Origin of the sequence: Marinobacter albus (assembly GCF_030238305.1) — a bacterium.
In the GTDB taxonomy this organism is placed as follows: domain Bacteria; phylum Pseudomonadota; class Gammaproteobacteria; order Pseudomonadales; family Oleiphilaceae; genus Marinobacter; species Marinobacter albus.
Genome location: NZ_JASSQD010000003.1, coordinates 420,515 through 440,794, shown reverse-complemented (window position 1 = coordinate 440,794; position 20,280 = coordinate 420,515). Strand labels below are relative to the sequence as shown.

17 protein-coding genes are annotated in these 20,280 nt (G+C 59.2%); 12 read left to right on the top strand and 5 right to left on the bottom strand.

Annotated features, from left to right (window positions below; translation table 11 throughout):
- The first annotated feature begins 5 nt into the window (after nucleotides 1-5).
- The 5 genes from thrC (at nucleotide 6) to ung (ending at nucleotide 6,710) form a co-directional block, all read left to right on the top strand.
- Complete coding sequence (gene thrC, locus QQF73_RS16905) at nucleotides 6-1,406, top strand: threonine synthase (RefSeq protein ID WP_285368925.1); 1,401 nt, start codon at nucleotides 6-8, stop codon at nucleotides 1,404-1,406.
- Between the two features lie 6 nt (nucleotides 1,407-1,412).
- Nucleotides 1,413-3,146 (top strand): single-stranded-DNA-specific exonuclease RecJ, encoded by a 1,734-nt coding sequence (gene recJ, locus QQF73_RS16900; protein ID WP_285368924.1) that lies wholly within the window; start codon nucleotides 1,413-1,415, stop codon nucleotides 3,144-3,146.
- A gap of 139 nt (nucleotides 3,147-3,285) precedes the next feature.
- A protein-coding gene (gene prfB / locus QQF73_RS16895; protein ID WP_219868511.1) for a peptide chain release factor 2 occupies nucleotides 3,286-4,381 on the top strand; the annotation gives its coding sequence in 2 pieces (ribosomal slippage) (nucleotides 3,286-3,357 and nucleotides 3,359-4,381; 1,095 coding nt in all).
- Between the two features lie 52 nt (nucleotides 4,382-4,433).
- Nucleotides 4,434-5,975, top strand: a complete 1,542-nt coding sequence (lysS, locus tag QQF73_RS16890) for a lysine--tRNA ligase (protein ID WP_285368923.1) — start codon at nucleotides 4,434-4,436, stop codon at nucleotides 5,973-5,975.
- A 3-nt stretch (nucleotides 5,976-5,978) separates the two neighbouring features.
- Entirely contained in the window at nucleotides 5,979-6,710 is a 732-nt protein-coding gene (gene ung / locus QQF73_RS16885; protein ID WP_285368922.1) for a uracil-DNA glycosylase, read from the top strand.
- Between the two features lie 3 nt (nucleotides 6,711-6,713).
- Here the strand turns inward: ung and QQF73_RS16880 are convergent, their stop codons facing one another.
- From QQF73_RS16880 to nadB, 5 genes are all read right to left on the bottom strand, one after another.
- Entirely contained in the window at nucleotides 6,714-7,547 is an 834-nt protein-coding gene (locus QQF73_RS16880) for an HDOD domain-containing protein (protein ID WP_219868508.1), read from the bottom strand.
- Nucleotides 7,548-7,664: 117 nt separating this feature from the next.
- On the bottom strand, nucleotides 7,665-8,678 hold the full coding sequence (ygfZ, locus tag QQF73_RS16875; protein ID WP_285368921.1) for a CAF17-like 4Fe-4S cluster assembly/insertion protein YgfZ: 1,014 nt from the start codon (nucleotides 8,676-8,678) through the stop codon (nucleotides 7,665-7,667).
- Nucleotides 8,679-8,681: 3 nt separating this feature from the next.
- A complete protein-coding gene (locus QQF73_RS16870; protein ID WP_285368919.1) occupies nucleotides 8,682-9,164 on the bottom strand; it encodes a hypothetical protein in 483 nt (160 codons plus the stop codon).
- The gene (locus QQF73_RS16865) at nucleotides 9,148-9,420 is read right to left on the bottom strand and encodes an FAD assembly factor SdhE (RefSeq protein WP_219868506.1); all 273 of its coding nucleotides are present in this window, start codon (nucleotides 9,418-9,420) and stop codon (nucleotides 9,148-9,150) included. Before QQF73_RS16865 ends, QQF73_RS16870 begins: the two co-directional genes overlap by 17 nt.
- A 49-nt stretch (nucleotides 9,421-9,469) precedes the next feature.
- Nucleotides 9,470-11,074, bottom strand: coding sequence for an L-aspartate oxidase (gene nadB / locus QQF73_RS16860; protein ID WP_219868505.1), 1,605 nt, complete (start codon nucleotides 11,072-11,074; stop codon nucleotides 9,470-9,472).
- Nucleotides 11,075-11,208: 134 nt separating this feature from the next.
- Here nadB and rpoE point away from each other — a divergent pair, with 134 nt between their 5' ends.
- The 7 genes from rpoE to lepA all read left to right on the top strand — a co-directional run bounded on the left by rpoE (nucleotide 11,209) and on the right by lepA (nucleotide 20,275).
- Complete coding sequence (rpoE, locus tag QQF73_RS16855) at nucleotides 11,209-11,895, top strand: RNA polymerase sigma factor RpoE (RefSeq protein ID WP_219868504.1); 687 nt, start codon at nucleotides 11,209-11,211, stop codon at nucleotides 11,893-11,895.
- Nucleotides 11,896-11,910: 15 nt separating this feature from the next.
- A complete protein-coding gene (locus QQF73_RS16850) occupies nucleotides 11,911-12,468 on the top strand; it encodes a sigma-E factor negative regulatory protein (protein ID WP_219868503.1) in 558 nt (185 codons plus the stop codon).
- 2 nt (nucleotides 12,469-12,470) lie between these two features.
- The gene (locus tag QQF73_RS16845) at nucleotides 12,471-13,508 is read left to right on the top strand and encodes a MucB/RseB C-terminal domain-containing protein (protein ID WP_345782971.1); all 1,038 of its coding nucleotides are present in this window, start codon (nucleotides 12,471-12,473) and stop codon (nucleotides 13,506-13,508) included.
- Nucleotides 13,505-13,954, top strand: a complete 450-nt coding sequence (locus QQF73_RS16840; protein ID WP_219868502.1) for a SoxR reducing system RseC family protein — start codon at nucleotides 13,505-13,507, stop codon at nucleotides 13,952-13,954. Before QQF73_RS16845 ends, QQF73_RS16840 begins: the two co-directional genes overlap by 4 nt.
- Nucleotides 13,955-14,045: 91 nt before the next feature.
- The gene (locus tag QQF73_RS16835) at nucleotides 14,046-15,521 is read left to right on the top strand and encodes a DegQ family serine endoprotease (protein WP_219868501.1); all 1,476 of its coding nucleotides are present in this window, start codon (nucleotides 14,046-14,048) and stop codon (nucleotides 15,519-15,521) included.
- Nucleotides 15,522-15,641: 120 nt separating this feature from the next.
- Nucleotides 15,642-18,368, top strand: a complete 2,727-nt coding sequence (locus QQF73_RS16830) for a bifunctional diguanylate cyclase/phosphodiesterase (RefSeq protein ID WP_219868500.1) — start codon at nucleotides 15,642-15,644, stop codon at nucleotides 18,366-18,368.
- Between the two features lie 104 nt (nucleotides 18,369-18,472).
- Nucleotides 18,473-20,275 carry a translation elongation factor 4 gene (lepA, locus tag QQF73_RS16825; RefSeq protein ID WP_285369025.1) on the top strand — a complete coding sequence of 601 codons (1,803 nt, stop codon included), beginning with the start codon at nucleotides 18,473-18,475 and terminating at the stop codon, nucleotides 20,273-20,275.
- Nucleotides 20,276-20,280 lie beyond the last annotated feature (5 nt).

Here is a 20,280-nt window from a genome sequence, read left to right as displayed (position 1 = left end):
CGCTTGTGAGATATATCAGTACGCGGGGGGAAGCGCCCGCACTGGGCTTTGAGGATGTTCTGCTGACCGGTCTGGCCACCGACGGCGGGCTTTATGTGCCGGAATCGCTCCCGCACTTCAGTCTCGAGGAAATTCGCAGCTGGCGTGGACTATCCTACAGCGAGCTCGCATTTAACGTGATGCATCCGTTCGTGGATGATGCCATCCCGGCCGACGATTTCCGCAAGATGCTGGACGAAACCTATTCCGTGTTCAGTCACAAGGCGGTGGCCCCGCTGGTTCAACTGGACAGCAACGAGTGGGTGATGGAACTGTTCCGTGGGCCGACCCTGGCGTTCAAGGATTTTGCCCTGCAGCTGTTGGGCCGTTTGCTGGATTACGTGCTGGAAAAGCGCAAGCAACACGTTGTGATCATGGGCGCCACCTCAGGTGACACTGGGTCGGCAGCGATCGAGGGCTGTCGCCGGTGTGAGCACGTGGATATCTTTATCCTGCATCCCTATGAGCGTGTCTCGGAAGTACAGCGCCGGCAGATGACCACGGTCAAAGGCGACAACATCCATAACATCGCGGTACGGGGCAATTTCGATGATTGTCAGCGCATGGTTAAGGAAAGCTTTGGTAACCAGGGCTTCCTGGGTGGTAAAACCCAACTGGCAGCGGTGAACTCCATCAACTGGGCGCGGATCATGGCCCAGATCGTTTATTACTTCCAGGCTTCCCTGGCGCTCGGTGGCCCTGATCGAAGCATGGCGTTTTCGGTTCCAACCGGCAATTTTGGTGACATTTTTGCCGGTTATCTGGCCAAAAAGATGGGGCTGCCGATATCCCAGCTGGTTATTGCCACCAATCGCAATGACATCCTTCACCGGTTCATGAGTGGCAACAAATACGAGCAGCACAAGCTGGAGCATACCCTGTCGCCAAGCATGGATATCATGGTATCCAGCAACTTCGAGCGTCTGCTTTTTGACCTGCACGGTCGTGATGGTCAGGCGGTGAAAACCCTGCTGGAAAACGCTGCCAAGGGCCCCGTGAGCATTGAGGATTACCGCTGGCGTCACGCGCGCAAGCTGTTCGACAGTGACGCGGTTGATGACAAGTCGACCTGCGACACCATCCGTGAAATTCATGAGCAGAACGAATACCTGCTCGACCCGCACACAGCCATTGGCGTGCGCGCGGCTCGTAACTGCCGGCGTGACCGTTCAGTACCGATGATCACCCTGGGTACCGCTCACCCGGCGAAGTTCCCGGATGCCGTGGCCGAATCCGGAGTGACGGTGAAGCCTCAGTTGCCCGCCCACATGGCGGACCTGTTTGAGCGGGAAGAGCGCTACACCGTTTTGGACAACAATATTGCCGGTGTTCAGGAGTTCATAGCCAGGCACTGGAAAAATGCCTGATCCGGTATGACGCTGAAAAAGATCCTGCGCCGCCCCCAGCCGGATAATACGTCCGCCTGGGGGCAACAGCTCCCGCCACTGCTTCGTCGCCTCTATGCTGCTCGAGGGGTTACCTCCGATGAGCAACTGAGCTACACCCTCAAGTCGCTTGCCTCACCGATGCAGCTTCGCGGTATTGGTCGCGCCGTTGCCCTGTTGGCCGAGGCCATTGATCGACAGCAGCGGGTCCTCATTCTTGGCGATTTCGATGCCGATGGCGCCACCAGCACGGCGGTGGCCATGCTTGGTCTGTCGATGCTCGGGCTTCAGGGGCTCGATTTCCGGGTTCCAAGCCGGTTTGCCGATGGCTACGGCCTGACTCCGGGGATCATTGAGCGGCTTGCAGACGAGGGTGAGCTGCCGGATTTGTTGGTCACCGTCGATAATGGGATTTCCGCCATCGACGGTGTCAAAGCCGCCCGGGAAAGGGGCATGAAGGTGATTGTTACCGATCACCACCTGGCGGGAGAAACGCTGCCGGATGCGGATGCCATTGTGAACCCGAATCAGCCCGGATGTCCCTTCCTGAGCAAAAATGCGGCCGGTGTCGGCGTTATGTTCTACGTGCTCACCGGGCTGCGCAAACACCTTCGCGAAACCGGGCGCCTGCCCCAGCCCGAGCCCAACCTCGGCGTACTTCTGGATCTTGTGGCACTTGGTACCGTGGCGGACGTTGTGCCTCTGGATCATAACAACCGAATCTTCGTGGAGCAGGGATTGCGCCGTATACGCAAGGGCGAGGCGCGCCCCGGCATCCTGGCGTTGCTCGAGGTGGCCGGTCGCGACCACGCCGCCATCAGTTCAACCGATCTCGGTTTTGTGGTGGGGCCCCGACTGAATGCCGCCGGACGCCTCGATGACATGAGTGTCGGCATCGCCTGCCTGATGGCCGACAGTGAGGACGAAGCCCGTCGCCTCGCGCAGGAGCTGGACAGCTTCAACCGGGAACGCCGAACCATCGAAAAGGGCATGAAGGCCCAGGCCCAGGATTTGCTGGCGTCCATGTCCCTTGACCTGGAGGGGCTGCCCTGGGGGCTTGCACTGTTTGACCCGGAGTGGCATCAGGGGGTTATTGGGATCCTGGCTGCCCGAATTCGGGAGCAGACCCACCGTCCAACCATTGCCTTCGCCAATGACGAGAACGGTCAGGACATCAAGGGGTCTGCGCGGTCAATACCGGGCCTGCACATTCGTGACGTGCTGGCGGCTGTAGACGCCAGGCACCCTGGCATGATGAAGAAGTATGGCGGTCACGCCATGGCCGCTGGCATGACCTTGGCGCGGGAGGACCTTGACGGGTTTTCCGAGGCCTTCGATAAGGCGGTTCGGGACACCCTGAGGGCCGAAGACCTGGAGGCCGCCATCACCACCGACGGTCCTCTGAGCGTCGATGAATTGAGCCTGGATACCGCCGCTTTGCTGAAACGCGCGGGTCCCTGGGGCCAGCATTTTCCGGAACCGGTCTTTGATGGCGAGTTCCGGGTGGTCAGCCAGCGCATTGTGGGGGACAACCATTTGAAACTGGTGCTGCAGCCGTTGGAGGGTGGTGGCATCATCGATGGCATCGCCTTCAATACCGGTCCGGAAGTGCCAGACTATACCCGCACGGGGGCCCGGGTCGTGTACAAGCCGGATGCCAATACGTTTCGGGGCCGCACCAATCTACAGCTCCTCGTGGATTATCTCGAGCCTTTGAACTAGCCACCGAGCTGCATGAGAATGGCTGCAGGCCCCACTGCCGGGATTGGCGTTACGGTTTCCCCGGCTGATTTAAGTACAGAATTCCGGTAGAATCCCGCCACTGTTTTACTCACCATTTTCTAGAGCGAGTAAGGGTTTCATGGAAATTAATCCCATTGTGACGAAGATTAAAGAGCTTCGTGAGCGCACTGAAGCGCTCAGGGGGTATCTTTGACTACGACCAGCGCAGTGAACGTCTGGTCGAGGTAGAGCGTGAACTGGAATTGCCCACGGTCTGGGAAGATCCCGAGCGGGCCCAGGGGTTGGGCAAGGAACGGGCGGATCTGGAACTGATCGTCAAAACCATCGACAACCTCACCAGTGGTCTGGGCGACGCCGAGAGTCTGCTGGACATGGCGGTTGAGGAAGACGACGAGGCAACGGTGGCCGAGATCGAGGCGGATCTTGACGGTCTCGACAAGGAGCTTGAGAAGCTCGAGTTCCGCCGGATGTTTTCCGGTGAAATGGATGCCAACAATGCCTACCTGGATATCCAGGCCGGTTCCGGTGGCACCGAGGCCCAGGACTGGGCGAACATGCTGCTTCGCATGTACCTGCGCTGGGCCGAGCGTCGTGGTTTCAAGGCTGAGATCGTCGAACTGCAGGAAGGTGATGTGGCGGGTATCAAGAGCGCCACCATCCACATTCAGGGTGATTACGCCTACGGCTGGTTGCGCACTGAGACCGGTGTTCACCGCCTGGTCCGGAAGTCGCCGTTCGATTCCGGCAACCGTCGCCATACCTCGTTCTCATCTGTCTTCGTGTCTCCGGAGGTGGATGACAGCTTCGAGATTGAAATCAACCCTGCCGACCTGCGCGTCGATGTGTATCGCGCCTCCGGCGCCGGTGGTCAGCACGTCAACCGCACCGAGTCGGCCGTTCGTCTGACCCACAACCCGACCGGTATCGTGGTTGCCTGTCAGGCCGGCCGAAGCCAGCATCAGAACAAAGACCAGGCGATGAAGCAGCTGAAGGCTAAGCTGTTCGAGCGCGAGATGCAGGAGCGTAATGCCGAGAAGCAGAAGGCCGAGGACGCCAAGGCCGACATCGGCTGGGGCAGCCAGATCCGCTCCTACGTGCTCGATGACAGCCGTATCAAGGATCTGCGCACCAAGGTCGAAACCAGCAATACCCAGTCGGTACTGGATGGTGATATCGACAAGTTCATCGAAGCCAGCCTGAAGATGGCGCTGTAACCCGCGCCATCAAACCAAAACCCGGATAATTCCCGATCTTTAGTGAGCCAACATGACTGAACAAACCCACAGCGCCACCCAGCACGAGGACAACAAGCTGATTGCCGAGCGCCGTGCCAAGCTGGCCGAGCTGCGCACCGAAGGCAATCCTTTCCCGAATGATTTCCGCCGTGACTGCACTGCTGCTGAACTGCAGGAAAAATACGGTGAGAAGAGCAAGGAAGAGCTGGAAAAGCTGGACATCAAGGTGGCCATCGCCGGCCGCATGATGCTCGACCGCAAGGCGTTCAAGGTTGTTCAGGATATGACCGGGCGGATCCAGATCTACGCCACCAAGCATGTCCAGAAGGACACCAAGCACTGGGATCTGGGCGATATCGTGGGTGTTCGCGGCACGCTGACCAAGTCGGGCAAGGGCGACCTGTACGTAACCATGGATGAGTACGTGCTCCTGACCAAGTCGCTGCGTCCTTTGCCGGAGAAGCATAAGGGGCTGACCGACATGGAGGCCCGTTACCGTCATCGCTACGTCGATTTGATGGTGAATGAAGATACCCGCAAGGTGTTCATGGCCCGCACCCGCCTGATCAGCAGCATGCGGAATTATTTCAATGCCCGCGGCTTCATGGAAGTCGAAACCCCGATGCTGCAGGTGATCCCGGGTGGTGCAACGGCGCGTCCGTTCGCTACGCATCACAACGCGCTGGGCATCGACATGTATCTGCGCATTGCCCCCGAGCTTTTTCTCAAGCGATTGGTGGTTGGCGGTTTCGAGCGGGTGTTCGAGATCAACCGCAACTTCCGGAATGAAGGTCTCTCGACCCGGCACAATCCGGAATTCACCATGGTCGAGTTCTACCAGGCCTACGCCGACTACAACGACCTGATGGATCTGACCGAGGATATGTTGCGCCAGGTCACCCGGGAGGTGTTGGGCACCACGACCGTGGTGAACACCCGGGAGCTCTCCAACGGCGAGCAGGAAACCGTCGAATACGATTTCGGTAAGCCGTTCCGGCGCATGACGGTCGTTGAGGCCATCCTTGAACACAACCCCGACATCCAGGCCGGTCAGCTCGGTGATGAAGCCAGTGCCCGTCGCGTTGCCGCCCATCTTGGCATTCAGCTCAAGGATACGTGGGGCCTGGGCAAGGTGCAGATCGAAATTTTCGAAGCGACGGCGGAACACTTGCTGATCCAGCCCACTTTCATCACCGATTATCCCAAGGAGGTTTCTCCGCTGGCCCGGTGCAAGGACAACGATCCGTTCGTGACGGAACGATTCGAGTTCTTCGTGGGTGGCCGCGAGCTTGCCAACGGCTTCTCGGAGCTGAATGATGCCGAGGATCAGGCTGAGCGCTTCCGGGCCCAGGTAGCTGAAAAGGATGCCGGCGATGACGAGGCCATGTTCTATGACGAGGACTACGTAATGGCGCTGGAGTATGGCCTTCCGCCGACCGCCGGCGAAGGCATCGGCATCGATCGTCTGGCCATGCTGCTGACCGATTCCCCGTCTATTCGTGACGTGATCCTGTTCCCGCACATGCGCCCGGAGCACCGTTCCGACCACCACGACGCAGGCGACGAGGCGTAGACCATGCACCCGGCCGAGGTACTGGCGAGCCAGCTCAGGCCTGACCGGGGCTGGTCCGATCATCTCGGCAACGAATTCCGTCAGCCCTACATGCGGGCGCTCGCGGAATTCCTTGCCGAAGAGGAGCAGGCCGGGAAGGTCCTGTTTCCCGCCAGCCAGCATTGCTTCAATGCGCTGAACAGCACGCCCCTGGATAAGGTTTCCGTAGTGATTCTCGGGCAGGACCCCTATCATGGCCCCGGGCAGGCCCATGGCTTGTGCTTTTCCGTCAGGCCGGAAGTTACGCCACCGCCGTCACTGGTCAACATCTTCAAGGAAATCCAGAGCGATCTGAATATCGAAGCCCCCGATCACGGCTGCTTACAGCCCTGGGCCGAAGACGGTGTGCTGTTGCTTAACAGCGTACTTACGGTGGTTCAGGGGCAGGCAGGTGCGCACCAGGGCAAGGGCTGGGAAACCTTCACCGACAAGGTAATTGAAACCATCAACCGGGAAAGGGAAGGTGTGGTTTTCCTGCTTTGGGGCAGCTACGCAAGAAAGAAAGGCCGGCACATAGACCGCAACCAGCATCTGGTGTTGGAGGGCCCACACCCTTCACCACTCAGCGCATATCGCGGATTCTTTGGCTGCAGGCACTTTTCCCGCGCTAACGACTGGTTGCGACAAAAAGGGCAGCCATCCATTGACTGGACGCTGCCCTCGAAAGCCGAGCTGATTGCCCGCTACCAGAAGTAGGTCTTATTGAAGCAGCGCCATTGCCGCTTCCATCTCGGCATTCAGGTCTTCTTCCTCGCTCATGTCGATGTTGGGATCGAGCCCCAGGCGGTCGAATGCGGAGATACTGTTCCAGTCGATCTCGTTCCATGGGTGGCCGCTGCCGGCAACCAACTGCAGGTTAGCAACCATCACCAGGTCCGCGTAATCGGCGGCTGGCGCTTGTCGCTGGAACTTCGCATAGTCCAGGGGCACGTTCTGCAGTTCTTTAGGGAAATCCCACTTTTTCAGGATCGCCACACCCAGTCGGGGATGGAGCTCATCAATCACGTTATCAAGCATGATGCTGCTGATCTGGATATCCTGATCCTCGACGTAACGCAGGATCGGCAAGACACCGATCTGGTGCACCAGGCCCGCCAGCGTCGCCTGCTCCGGCTTCAGCTTGGTGTAATGCTGAGCCAGTACATGACAGACGCCGGCCACTTCAGTGCTGGTCTGCCAAGTGGCCCGCAGACGCTTGTCGACCATGTCAGACGTGGCCTGGAACATCTGTTCCATCGCGAGGCCCATCGCGAGGTTGCTGGTGTACGCCATGCCCAGACGGCTTAACGCCATGTTCAGGTTCTCGATGGCGCGACTGCCCCGAAAAAGCGGGCTGTTGCAGACCCGGATGATGCGAGCCGAGAGCGCGGTGTCGTTGCTGATCACCTTGACCAGATCGGCAATTGCGGAGTCTTCCGACTCGGCGATTTCCCTGACCTGCAGGGCCACCTCCGGCAGTGTCGGGAGGACGAGTTTGTCATTTTCGATGGCGGTGATCAGATCAGTTTTTATGGTTTCGACGATATTCGACATGGTCAGCAACAGTCCGATTGACAGGATTTGGTGCCGGCGTACAGCGGTCGCCAGCAACCATAAAAATCATATAAGTGAGTTACTTTATAGCAAATTACGATCGATTTGCCTGTCAACTTATGTATCTGTCTGTGGGCTTTTTTCCCTCTCGGGCACGGCGTAGGGGAGGGGTAGCTGGACCAGCATCCGGCCGTCCAGTCCGTCGACCGTCAGCTCATCGTCCGCCGCGTCATGCCTGACCACTGCCAGCAGCTCGCAGGTGCCGTTCTGCAACGCCACGGAATTGACCACGCTGCCGACCGACCGTTCACCGGCGAGGATGGATTTGCCGGGTTCGGGGGGCACGGTCGTTTCGAGCCGGAAGCGATATAGGCTCTTCTTGAGCTGACCCAGAAAATGCATGCGGGCGATGATTTCCTGGCCGGTGTAACAGCCTTTCTTGAAGTGCACGCCACCGACATGCTGCCAGTTCAGCATCTGGGGTACGAAAGCCTCTTTGGTCTGTTCTGTCAGCGCAGCGATACCGGCAGCAATCTCTGATGCCTGCCAGTCGGTCAGACTGCGCTCATCTCGGGTGTCCAGGCCCGTCGTGGAATCGTCGGTTTGCCAGAATTCGAACCGGGGCAGGCCCTCGGCGGTGGGTTCCACACGAATCAGGAAACCGTGGTCGAGTGCCAGCGAATCGCCCGGGCGCTTCAGGTCTGAAACCGCCTCCCCCGCCAACTTTTGCGCGTCTGAGTCGCCAAGCAGACCAAAGATGCAACCGTCTGCGATGAGGTCTGCGGAGGTGCCCCGAAACAACATCAGATACTTGCGCAAGTGCGCAAGGGTCGACTCTGCCAGTGCCGTGTCCAGATCCATCACAATGTCGGCACCATCCCGTACCAAACGGGTCAGGCAGTAGGCGCGCCCCTTGGGTGTGGCCGCTGCGGCCCGGGGTGAGTATCCTGCGACAACCTCATCGAGGTGCTGGCTGAACTGGCCCTGCAGGAACTTGTCGGTACCGGGGCCGCTGACGCGCACAAGCATGCGGTTGCTCAGCTTAGACCAGCCGGCCTCGGGCAAGGGGGCTACGGCAGTCGTGAGAGCCGAGGATGTAGCGCCGGAGACTGGTGTGACTGGGTCGGTCATGCATTACTCCTGATCAGGGCGTCGCCGGGATGTTGATTGGGGCTGTCCCAGTCTAAGCCAAATCCTGAGGCGACGAAATTCGTCTTCCGGCACGTTGCCTCTAAGGCAGGCTGTGTTGGCCAGAAGAATGGCAGAATACGCTTTGACTGTGGTGTCGCAGGGGTGGAGTTTCAAGAGCGCGAGGCGAGCGCCAAGCCGGCTCGTTCTGGCTGCCTTTACGGAAATTTGTCGGCCGTCGCCAAGTCGGGCGGTCAGCTGGCCATGTTCAACGATCAGTGCGTTGACGGCTGAGCGGCCTCTGAGCCGACCGGCGCGGCGGTATTGAACGGCGGCGCCCGCCAGCATTATTGGCAGGCCAGCCAGCAGCCACGGTTTGTCCCCGTACGCCGCGGCTACCAGGAAGCCAAGCAGGACCAGCCAGGGGGCGATCGCCAACAGGCCGGTGGCAACGGATGGATTGAGGGTCAGTTCAATCCGGCTGGACACGATTCAGAATCATATCAACCATGCGCTGGAGATCGGGATCTTCGGGCCGGCTGCGTTGCATGAACCACTCGAACATGTCGGTGTCTTCGCAGCTTAGCAGCTTCTGGTAACGCGCCTTGTCTTCGGCTTGCAGGTCTCGGTAAGCCTCTTCAACAAAGGGGATCAGCAGGACATCCAGTTCCAGCATGCCGCGGCGGCTATGCCACCATAGTCGATTGAATTCGGAGTTGTCTGAGGGAGCAGCGTGTTCGGGCATAGCAGATTCCGTTGGTGTGGTGTGAGTCAATGGTAAAAGTAACCGCAGCTCAGGGAGACAGCGTACGGTAGGTCGTCGGAACCAGTACAGTATCTTTGGCTTCACCGGTCAGGCCCGGGTAATCAAGGGTATAATGCAGCCCCCGGCTTTCCTTCCGCTGGAGAGCAGAGCAGATAATCAGGTCGGACACGGTCACCAGATTCCGCAGTTCCAGAAGGTCGTTGGAGACCCGGTAGTTGCTGTAGAACTCACCAATTTCACGGGACAGCAGGTCGACGCGGTGTTTCGCCCGCTGCAGTCGTTTGGTGGTCCTGACAATACCGACATAGTCCCACATAAAGTGCCGCAACTCATCCCAGTTATGGGAAATGACCACGTCCTCGTCGGAGTCCCGCACCTGGCTTTCATCCCAGTCCGGTGCTTCCGGCGGTGGTGGAATATCGGCTTCCCGGCGGGCGATGTCCTGGGCGGCGGAACGGCCATAGACGAGACACTCCAGGAGGGAGTTGCTGGCCATCCGGTTCGCGCCGTGCAAGCCGGTAAAACCGGCCTCGCCGACCACATAGAGGCCGTTGATGTCTGAGCGGGCGCGTTCGTCGGTGATGATTCCGCCACAGGTGTAGTGGGCGGCTGGCACGACCGGGAGAGGTTCCCGGGTGATGTCGATGCCGAAACCAAGGCATTTTTCGTAGATGGTCGGGAAGTGGTGCTTAATAAAGTCAGCCGGTTTATGACTGATGTCCAGATAAAGATGGTCGGCACCCAGGCGTTTCATTTCATGGTCAATGGCTCGAGCCACGATATCCCGCGGTGCCAGTTCGGCCCGCTCGTCGAACCGGTCCATGAAGCGGCTGCCGTCGGGCAGCTTCAGCAGTCCGCCTTCACCGCGTACGGCTTCTGTAATCAGGAACGATTTGGCGTGCGGGTGATACAGGCAGGTCGGGTGGAACTGATTGAATTCCATGTTGGCGACCCGGCAGCCCGCACGCCAGGCCATGGCGATCCCGTCGCCGGAGGCGCCGTCCGGATTGGTGGTGTAGCGATAGGCCTTGGAGGCGCCGCCCGTGGCAATCACCGTAAACCGGGCCCGGAACAGCTCAACGTGGTTGTCCTCAAGGTTGAGGATGTAGGCGCCGACACAGCGGTTGCCCGGTAGTGACAGCTTGCGGTTTGTTATCAGGTCGATGGCAACCCGGCTGGACATAAGCTCAATGTTGGGGCGAGCCTGGGCCTGCTCCGTGAGCGTGGTGGATACCGCATGGCCGGTGGCATCGGCGGCATGAATGATGCGGCGGTGACTGTGCCCGCCCTCACGGGTCAGGTGGTAATGGGCGTTCTCGTCTTTGGTGAAGTCGACGCCGGAATTGATGAGCCAGTCGATACTTTCCCGGCCATGTTCAACAGTGAACCGGACCGCATCCTCATGGCAGAGCCCGGCGCCGGCCGCAAGCGTATCCTGGATGTGATCCTCAATGGAGTCGTCGTCATCCAGAACGGCAGCAATACCTCCCTGGGCCCAAAGCGTCGCCCCACTGGAAATTTCGGCCTTGCTGAGAACGCAGATGCGCAGGTGCTCCGGCAAATTGAGCGCCACGGTAAGGCCGGCAGCACCACTGCCGATAATGAGGACATCGAATTCGTAGGACTGTGGCATTGGGTCGTGATCGCGGGCCATAATGTGGAGGTCTATTGAACTAAACTTTGGACGTGCTGTCTATTTGGCCTGACAGGGTAAGCCTCCGAAAGGGTAGCTCGACCCGTTCAATGAATGGACGCCGGACAGCAACAATGACGCATCGAAACCTAGCGAAGATCGGTCAACTGGCCGTTAAAACAGGGAAGCCCGGCACACAGTCCATGACTCCTGACCAAGACCAGAGACAGGGTGAAAGTTCCGACAGCCAAACCGATCTGCAACTTGTACGCAAGGTGCGGAATGGGGACCGTGCGGCTTTTGATTTGCTGGTCGTCAAGTATCAGTCCAGGGTCGCATCGATTATCAGTCGATACGTCTACGACAGTCAGGAAGTGATGGATCTGACCCAGGAAGCCTTCGTCAAAGCCTACCGGGCCCTGGACCGGTTCCGTGGGGACAGCGCCTTTTATACCTGGCTCTACCGGATCGCCGTGAATACCGCCAAGAACTACCTGGAATCCCGGGGGCGTCGACCCCAGGGCAGTGCCGATGTGGTCGAGGCTGAGAATTTTGATGACGGCGGTCGCCTCAGGGACGTCGCCTCTCCGGAACGACTGCTGCAGCGCGAAGAGCTCCAGAAAGCGCTGTCAGAGGCGATTACGCAACTGCCGGAGGAGTTACGTTCGGCATTTTTGCTGCGGGAGTATGACGGCCTCAGTTATGAGGACATCGCCCGGATACTTGACTGCCCGATCGGTACCGTGCGCTCCCGGATCTTCAGGGCGCGGGATGCGGTTGACCGGCACCTCGGGCCTTTGCTTAATAATTCAGTGACGTAGTTGAGGGTGCATCCTATGGACGATCGTCTCAGAGAAACACTTTCAGCCATGATGGACGACGAGGCCGATGAGCTGGCGGTTCGGCGCCTACTGTCCCATGGCGGACAGGATGAGGTGCGCGAGCAGTGGCAGCGCTGGCAGCAGGTACGTGGGCTGATGCACAGCAGCCACTCACCGGCGGACGGCGTCGATGTCAGTGTGGCGGTGCGGGAAGTGCTGGACGGGCGGGCCAGACAGACCGGTGACCACATGGTGACGGATCCGAAGCCTGCGGCTCGCTGGCAATGGCCGGCCGTCGCCATGGTGACCATGGCGCTTCTGATCGGTTTTGGTGCCGGTGCCGGCTGGGAATCAGTGGATGGCACAGTCGGTGCCCCGGTTGCAGCCACGCAGCCGGTTGATCAAACGACCGCGCAGCCGGTCAATGAAATTGCACTCCAGGGACTCGATGAGCAGCAGTGGGAGCACATGAGCCGCTACCTCCTGGAACATGCCCAGCATAACAGTGTGGGGGCTGGCCGGGGTTCCGTCGGCTATGCGCGGCTGGTGAGTGCCTCGGGCAGCGGTTACTAATTATGTACGGCCGAATTTCCTCGTCTGGATCGGGCAATGGCACCCGGCAAGCGGCCTTGTCATCGCTCCTGATGATCGTTTTCATACTACTGGTGGTCCGGCCGGTTGCGGCCGAAGATGCCGAGGCAACCCGGTGGCTGGAACGGATGGGCCCTGCCCTCAATATGACCACGTACCGGGGGGTGTTTGTATATGCCCGGGGGGACCGCGTTCACTCCATGCGCATTGCCCACCGTTTTCATAACGGCATGGTTGAGGAGCGTCTGGTGCTCCAGGATGGTGGTGACGGAGAGATCGTTCGAAAGGGCATGAACGTGGTGTGCGTGCTGCCCGAACGAGGCCGGATCAGGCTGGATCAGGTGATTCCCTCAGGGCCGTTTGCGGAAGCGTTCGCCAACGAGCTCGTGCCCGTCAGTCGGTGGTATCAGGCCGAGCTGGTGGGCGAGGACCGTATTGCCGGTTATGACGTGGTGATTATTGCGCTTACCGCCAAAGATTCGCATCGGTACAGTCACCGTCTCTGGCTGGAGCAAAATTCCGGTCTGCTGGTCAAGAGTCATGTGGGTGAACCCGGCGGCAAGGTGCTTGAACATTTCCAGTTCACCAGCCTCGAAATCACGGACCATATTCCGGACAGGGAGTTTGAAATCCAGACGGAGGGTCGTGAGATTACCCGAAATCTGGAGGATGTCGCCTCCGGCGAGCCTGTGGAGCGGTCGTCCATGGACGGCTGGAATCTTGGCTGGCATCCGGAGGGGTTTGTTCCCGCCGCGGCACCCCGATCCGGCCGGGGGCAGGCGGTGGCATTTTCCGATGGGGTTGCCGCTTTCTCGGTCTTCGTCGAGCCGCAGGGAAAGGTCCGGATGCCCATAGGTGCGTCCCGAATCGGTGCCACTACGGTCTATATGCGAGAGCTGAAAGCTGGCAGTGGCAGTTTTCTGGTCACCGTGGTTGGCGAAATACCGCCCAAGACCGCCCGCCAGGTTGCCGAATCCGTCCAGATCGGTGACGCTCTTGCGCAGCATTCGGGTGGGTCATGATTACGGAAAACGGAACGGTCGTCGCTTTGAAGGATGATCGGGTATGGGTCCAGACCATTCGTCAGAGTGCCTGCGAGAGCTGTTCCGCGCGCAGCGGCTGCGGCCAGCGGGTGTTGGCTTCGGCCACCGGCGGTCGCGCCAATCAGGTGCTGGTCGAGAATACTGTCAGGGCGCAGGTCGGCGACGAGGTGACCATAGGCATTGACGAACAGGCACTGCTGGGGGCTTCGTTGATCGTGTATGCCCTGCCTTTGCTTCTGATGGTATTGGCGAGCATTGTCGGGCATCAGTTGTCTGGTGGCTCCGATCCCGGGGCCATCCTGGGTGCCGTGGTGGGGTTGTTGTCGGGCTTTCTATTAAGCCGTCGGATGCAGGCCCGAAAGGAAGGTCAGTTTGAACCACGGCTACTTCGGGTGAATCGCATCGTGTCTGAAGCCTGTACCTGAACTCTACGCAAACCCTACTGTTTTGTAAGTTGAAAATCGCATTCAGCATCTCAAGATTTCGATTAGTGACACGAACGCAAGGGGGAATAACATGCCGAGAATACTGACAGAGGTTGCCCAGCCAGATCCTGCCGTGCGGGCAAGGAAAATACTGGGTGCTCTGCTGATGCTGTCCGTCATGGTGTCGGTTTTCTGGAGTCAGGGCGCGGGAGCGAGAAACCTGCCGGATTTCACCGAACTGGTGGAGGATAATGCCGGTGCCGTGGTGAATATCAGTACTACCAGCACGCCAAAGGCCGCGAGTGGCGCCGGAAATGGATCGCCCTTCAGTGAGCGTCAGCTCGAACAGTTGCCAGAATTCTTCCAGGATTTCTTCCGCGGCCCTCAATCCCCCTTCGGTGGGGCTCCAGGCAACGCCGAGCCGCGTCGCTCAATGGGGTCGGGCTTTATCGTATCCCGCGATGGCTATGTGCTCACCAACAACCACGTGGTTGAGGGTGCAGACGAAATTATCGTTCGACTGAATGATCGGCGGGAATTGCCAGCCAAACTGGTGGGGACGGATCCCCGCTCAGACATGGCGGTGCTCAAGATTGAAAACGGGGATGATCTGCCGGTGGTGGAGATCGGGCGTTCCCGGGATCTGAAAGTCGGCGAGTGGGTATTCGCCATCGGCTCGCCGTTCGGCTTTGACTACACCGTTACGGCAGGCATCGTCAGTGCTCTGGGCCGGTCGCTGCCGACCGAGAACTACGTGCCGTTTATTCAGACGGATGTCGCCATTAACCCGGGCAATTCCGGCGGTCCACTGTTTAACCTCGACGGTGACGTGGTCGGGATCAACTCCCAGATCTACACCCGCTCCGGTGGGTTCATGGGGGTCTCCTTCGCCATCCCGATTGACGACGCCATGAACGTGTTTCGTCAGATCCGGGATACTGGCATGGTTGCCCGCGGCTGGCTTGGTGTCCTGATTCAGGAAGTGAACCGGGATCTGGCTGAATCTTTCGGCCTGAAGCGTCCTCGGGGTGCTCTCGTTGCGGAGGTGATGGACGGATCACCGGCGCAGGCAGCGGGCCTTCAGTCCGGCGATATCGTGCTTGAGTACGACGGTGAGGAGATACAGCTGTCATCCGATTTGCCCCCCATGGTGGGCAGAACACCCATTGGTGAAACTGCCAGTCTGACCGTCCTCCGAGGTGGCGAGGAAATGACGCTGGATGTTGAAATTGGCAAGCTGCCGGAGCAGGGCGGCGAGCAGCAGGCTCAGCCCTCTGAGAGTGACAGTTCGTCTTCGGCCCCTCTGGGGATGATTGTTGAGCCCATTCCGGCCGAGTTGGCGGATTCCCTGGGAGTTGACGGTGGTGTGGTTGTTACCAACGTCAGCCGTGGGCCTGCCTTTGAAGCGGGTATTCGCCCTCGCGATGTGATTACCGAGATCAACCGGAAGTCGGTGGCGTCGGTCGAAGAGTTCAGAGACGTCGTGGAGTCGCTTCCGAAAGATCGTGCGGTGTCTGTCCGGGTGGTTCGCCAGGGCCGAGCGGTTTATCTTGTCATGAAGCCCTGATCGGGCCAATCAAGTCATAAACGAAGCCTCCGGTGCGTGTTGAAAACGACACGTCCGGAGGCTTTTGTTATACTTTCGCGACACAAAAAAATAGCATGGCCATGGAACGGACCGGATCAGATGATGAACAAAAAGGATCTACCCCTCCGACAGCTGTTGGAATTTCGGAACGCGTGGGTCGCGTGGCTTGTTTTTGCCGTTGTGATTGCGGTCACGACATTGCTCTGGCAGGTGTCAATTCGCTTGGTGGACGACCGGACCCAGGCCCGTTTCCGGACCCAGTCCCTGCAGCTCAAAACCGCCATCGAAGAACGTTTGTTGAACTACGAGCAGGTGCTCGCGGGTAGTGCCGGCCTGTTTGCAGTAGCCGGAGACGTGTCCCGGGAGCAATGGCGTGAATACGTCGACAAGGTCGATATCAACCGTTACTACCCCGGCATTCAGGGCATTGGCTATGTCCGGCGTATTGGTGTGCGGCAGATGGCCGACCACATTGCGTCAGTCCGTGCCGACGGTGTCCACAACTATCTGGTGAGCCCGCTGGGTTCCGGCCCATATTACTATCCCATGGTGTACCTTGAGCCCGGTACTGACCGAAACCGCCGGGCTCTGGGCTATGATGCTTTCAGTGACCCGGTCCACCGTCGTGCCATGGAGCAGGCCCGGGATGACGCGATCCCGACGGTGACCGGCAAGGTGGTGCTGGTCCAGGAGGAGCTTGCGGAGGATCAGGCGAGTTTCCTGATGTACTACCCGGTCTATCAGGGAGGAAATGTCCCGGAAATCCGGGCCGAGCGCCGCATGATGCTGGCCGGGTATGTGTTCAGCGCCTTTCGGATGAATAACCTGATTGATGGCATTGTCGGGTTAATCTCGCCCTTCCTCGACGTGCGCATCTACGACAACGGCGTGGTCAGCAGGGACACCCTGATGTATGGCTCCAACCTTGGGTCACTGGACAACGAGTTCAGTTTCGAGATGAGCCAGACGGTTACCGCCGGTGGTCGGGACTGGCTTCTGCAGACACGTTCAACACCGGCTTTCGATTTCCTGGCGTCGGACCCGCGTCCCCCCATTGTACTGGGAAGCGGTCTGGTGATCAGCGTGCTCCTGTTTCTGTTTGTGTTGGCGCTGATTCGCTCCCGCCTGATGGCGCAGATCAGCGCCGGTCGCTACCGTGCGATTACCGAGGGCGCCGCCAACGTTACGCTGGTCATGGACCGGAGCGGGAACGCCATCTACGCCAGCCCGTCCAGTTTCGATATTCTTGGCTTTGATCCGGGTAAGTTGCAGGCACTCGCGCTCGAATCCCTCGCGCACGCCGACGACTGGCCTCAGTTGCTGAAGGGGTTTGATGAGTCGATCGCGGCCCCGGGCAAACAGATGCCGGTGATTCGTGCGCGGATCCGCGATGCGGGTGGCCAGTGGCGCGATATGGAGGGAACGTTCACTGCCATGTTGACTGTGCCGGGGGTCAACGGTGTGGTGCTGAGCCTGAGGGATCTGACACAGTTGAAAGCGGCCCAGTCCGAACTTCACCGACTGGCGTTTTACGATCCCCTGACCGGGCTGGCGAACCGCCAGCTATTCCGTGATCGGCTCAATCATGTCGTGCGTCGCAGCCGTCGCAGTGGCGAGCCCGCGGCGCTCATGCTCCTCGACCTTGATGGTTTCAAACGAATCAATGACACCCTGGGCCACGACTCCGGAGACGAGCTGCTGTGTCAGGTGGCCGAGTGGCTGGAGGGCTGCGTGCGTGAGGAGGATTCCGTGGCCCGGCTGGGCGGGGACGAGTTTGTAGTCTTGCTGTCCCGGATAAGCGGGCCCGATGCCGCAGGCAAGGTGGCGGAGACCATTCTGCGTCGTCTGTGCCAGCGCATTCGCCTGAATGACCACGAAGTCGGAATTACCGTCAGTATCGGCATCACCATGATTCCCCACGACAGTGAGGATTCGGGGACATTGATGAAGTATGCCGACCTGGCCATGTACCGGGCCAAGGAGCTGGGTCGAAACACCTACCAGTTCTTTACCCCCGCCATGAACATCAAGGCCGCGCGCCGGCTGCTTCAGCAGGAAGAGCTGGCGACGGCGCTGGAGGGTGATCGCTTCGTGCTGCATTACCAGCCCAAGGTGGATCTGGCGACCGATCGGGTGATTGGGGTCGAGGCCTTCCTGCGCTGGCATCATCCTGAAAAGGGGCTGGTATCGGCCCAGCAGTTCATCGGTCTCGCGGAGGAAACCGGTCTGATTGTGCGTCTGGGCGAAATGGCGTTGCGCCAGGCCTGTATTCAGGTGCAGGCGCTTGAGCGGGCGGGCTTCGAATCCCTCAAGATGGCCGTTAACCTGTCGGTCCGGCAGCTCACCGATTCCGGTTTCCTGGACATGATCCGGCAGGTTATCACCGAGACCGGGGTGTCGCCGGAGCGGCTGGAACTGGAAATGCCGGCGGAATTGCTGAATGAGGACCCCCGGACGCTCCGGGAGCTGCTGATTGCCTTGCACGATCTCGGTGTCTGTCTGATTCTGGACGATTTCGGGACGGGGTCCTGTTCACTGGTGTCGCTGCAGCAGCTACCGCTGGATGTGATCAAGATTGACCATCGGTTTATCCGCGATATCCCGTACAACGTCAGTGCCACGGATGTGGCGTCTGCGGTCATCGCCCTGGCCCGAAAACTGCACCTGACGGTTGTGGCGGAAGGTGTCGAAACACCGCAGCAACTCAGCTTCCTCAAGTCCTCCGGGTGCGCCCAGTGTCAGGGCAATCTGTTCAGTTATCCACTGGATGAGGACGCGCTGATCGGCTTCCTGATCCGTCAGTATGAAAAGCCGCTTATGTCCTGATCATGGCAATGACAGCCGGTAACCGGTAAAATCACGCCGTTCCCGGATCCCGGTAGCGGCCCTTCCGGGCTCAATCCTACGTCTTATATGAGTATTCATTGTCTGTGACTGAACTGAGCCGAATCCGTAACTTCTCCATCATCGCCCACATTGACCATGGTAAATCTACCCTTGCAGATCGCTTTATCCAGATTTGTGGTGGCCTGACGGACCGGGAAATGGCCGAACAGGTCCTGGATTCCATGGATCTGGAGCGGGAGCGTGGGATCACCATCAAGGCCCAGAGCGTGACGCTCAACTACACGGCGAAGGACGGTCACGAATACAAACTGAACTTTATCGACACTCCGGGACACGTGGATTTCTCCTACGAGGTTTCCCGCTCCCTGTACGCTTGCGAAGGCGCCTTGCTGGTGGTTGATGCCGGCCAGGGCGTTGAAGCCCAGTCCGTGGCCAACTGTTATACCGCGATCGAGCAGGGGTTGGAGGTGGTTCCGGTTCTGAACAAGATGGATCTTCCCCAGGCCGAACCCGAGCGCGTGGCCGCAGAGATTGAGGACATTATCGGGATTGAGGCGGTAGAAGCCGTGCGCTGCAGTGCCAAGAGCGGCCTCGGTGTGGAGGATGTGCTGGAGGATCTGATCAAGCGGATTCCGCCGCCCAAGGGCGACCGAGCGGCGCCGCTGCAGGCGCTGATTATTGATTCCTGGTTCGACAACTACCTGGGTGTGGTGTCGCTGGTGCGGGTGACCGAGGGCATCTTGAAAAAGGGTGACAAGATCGTGATCAAGTCCACCGGCAAAAGCTGGAATGCGGACAAGGTCGGGATTTTTAACCCGAAACCCAAGGATACCGATGTTCTCGAAGCCGGCGACGTCGGCTTCGTCGTGGCGGGCATCAAGGACATTCACGGGGCTCCGGTGGGCGACACCATCGTACACCAGAAGTTTGCCGAAGAAACACCGATGCTGCCGGGGTTCAAGAAGGTCAAGCCTCAGGTCTACGCGGGCCTCTTCCCGGTCAGTGCCGACGACTACGACGATTTCCGGGATGCCCTGGAAAAGCTGACCCTGAACGATGCCTCCCTGTTCTTCGAACCCGAGAATTCCGATGCGCTTGGTTTTGGCTTCCGCTGCGGCTTCCTTGGCATGCTGCACATGGAAATCATCCAGGAGCGGCTTGAGCGCGAGTACGACATTGACCTGATTACCACGGCGCCGACCGTAATCTATGAGGTGGTTACCAAGCAGGGTGAGACACTCTCGGTAGACAACCCGTCCCGGCTGCCGGATATTGGGTCCATCGAGGAAATGCGCGAGCCCATTGTCGAGGCCAGCATCCTGGTACCCCAGGAGCACTTGGGTAACGTCATCGCACTGTGTGAGGAAAAGCGGGGCGTACAGAAGAACATGCACTTCATGTCCACCCAGGTGCAGCTCACCTATGAGCTGCCGATGGCGGAAGTGGTGATGGACTTCTTTGACCGCATCAAATCGGCCAGTCGGGGCTTTGCCTCGCTGGACTACCATTTTGTGCGGTTCCAGCCAGCCAACCTGGTCCGTCTGGACGTCCTGATCAATGGTGAGAGGGTGGATGCCCTGGCCTTGATCGTCCATAAGGAGCAGGCTCATTACAAAGGGCGTCAGTTGATCGACAAGATGAAGGAACTGATCCCGAGGCAGATGTTTGATATCGCCATTCAGGCTGCGATTGGCACTCAGGTGGTGGCACGGGTGACGGTCAAGGCATTGCGCAAGAACGTAACGGCCAAATGTTACGGTGGTGACGTTAGCCGGAAGAAGAAGCTGCTCCAGAAGCAGAAAGAGGGTAAGAAACGCATGAAGCAGCTGGGTAATGTCGAGGTGCCTCAGGAAGCGTTTCTGGCCGTGTTGCAAGTGGATAAATAAAAGGC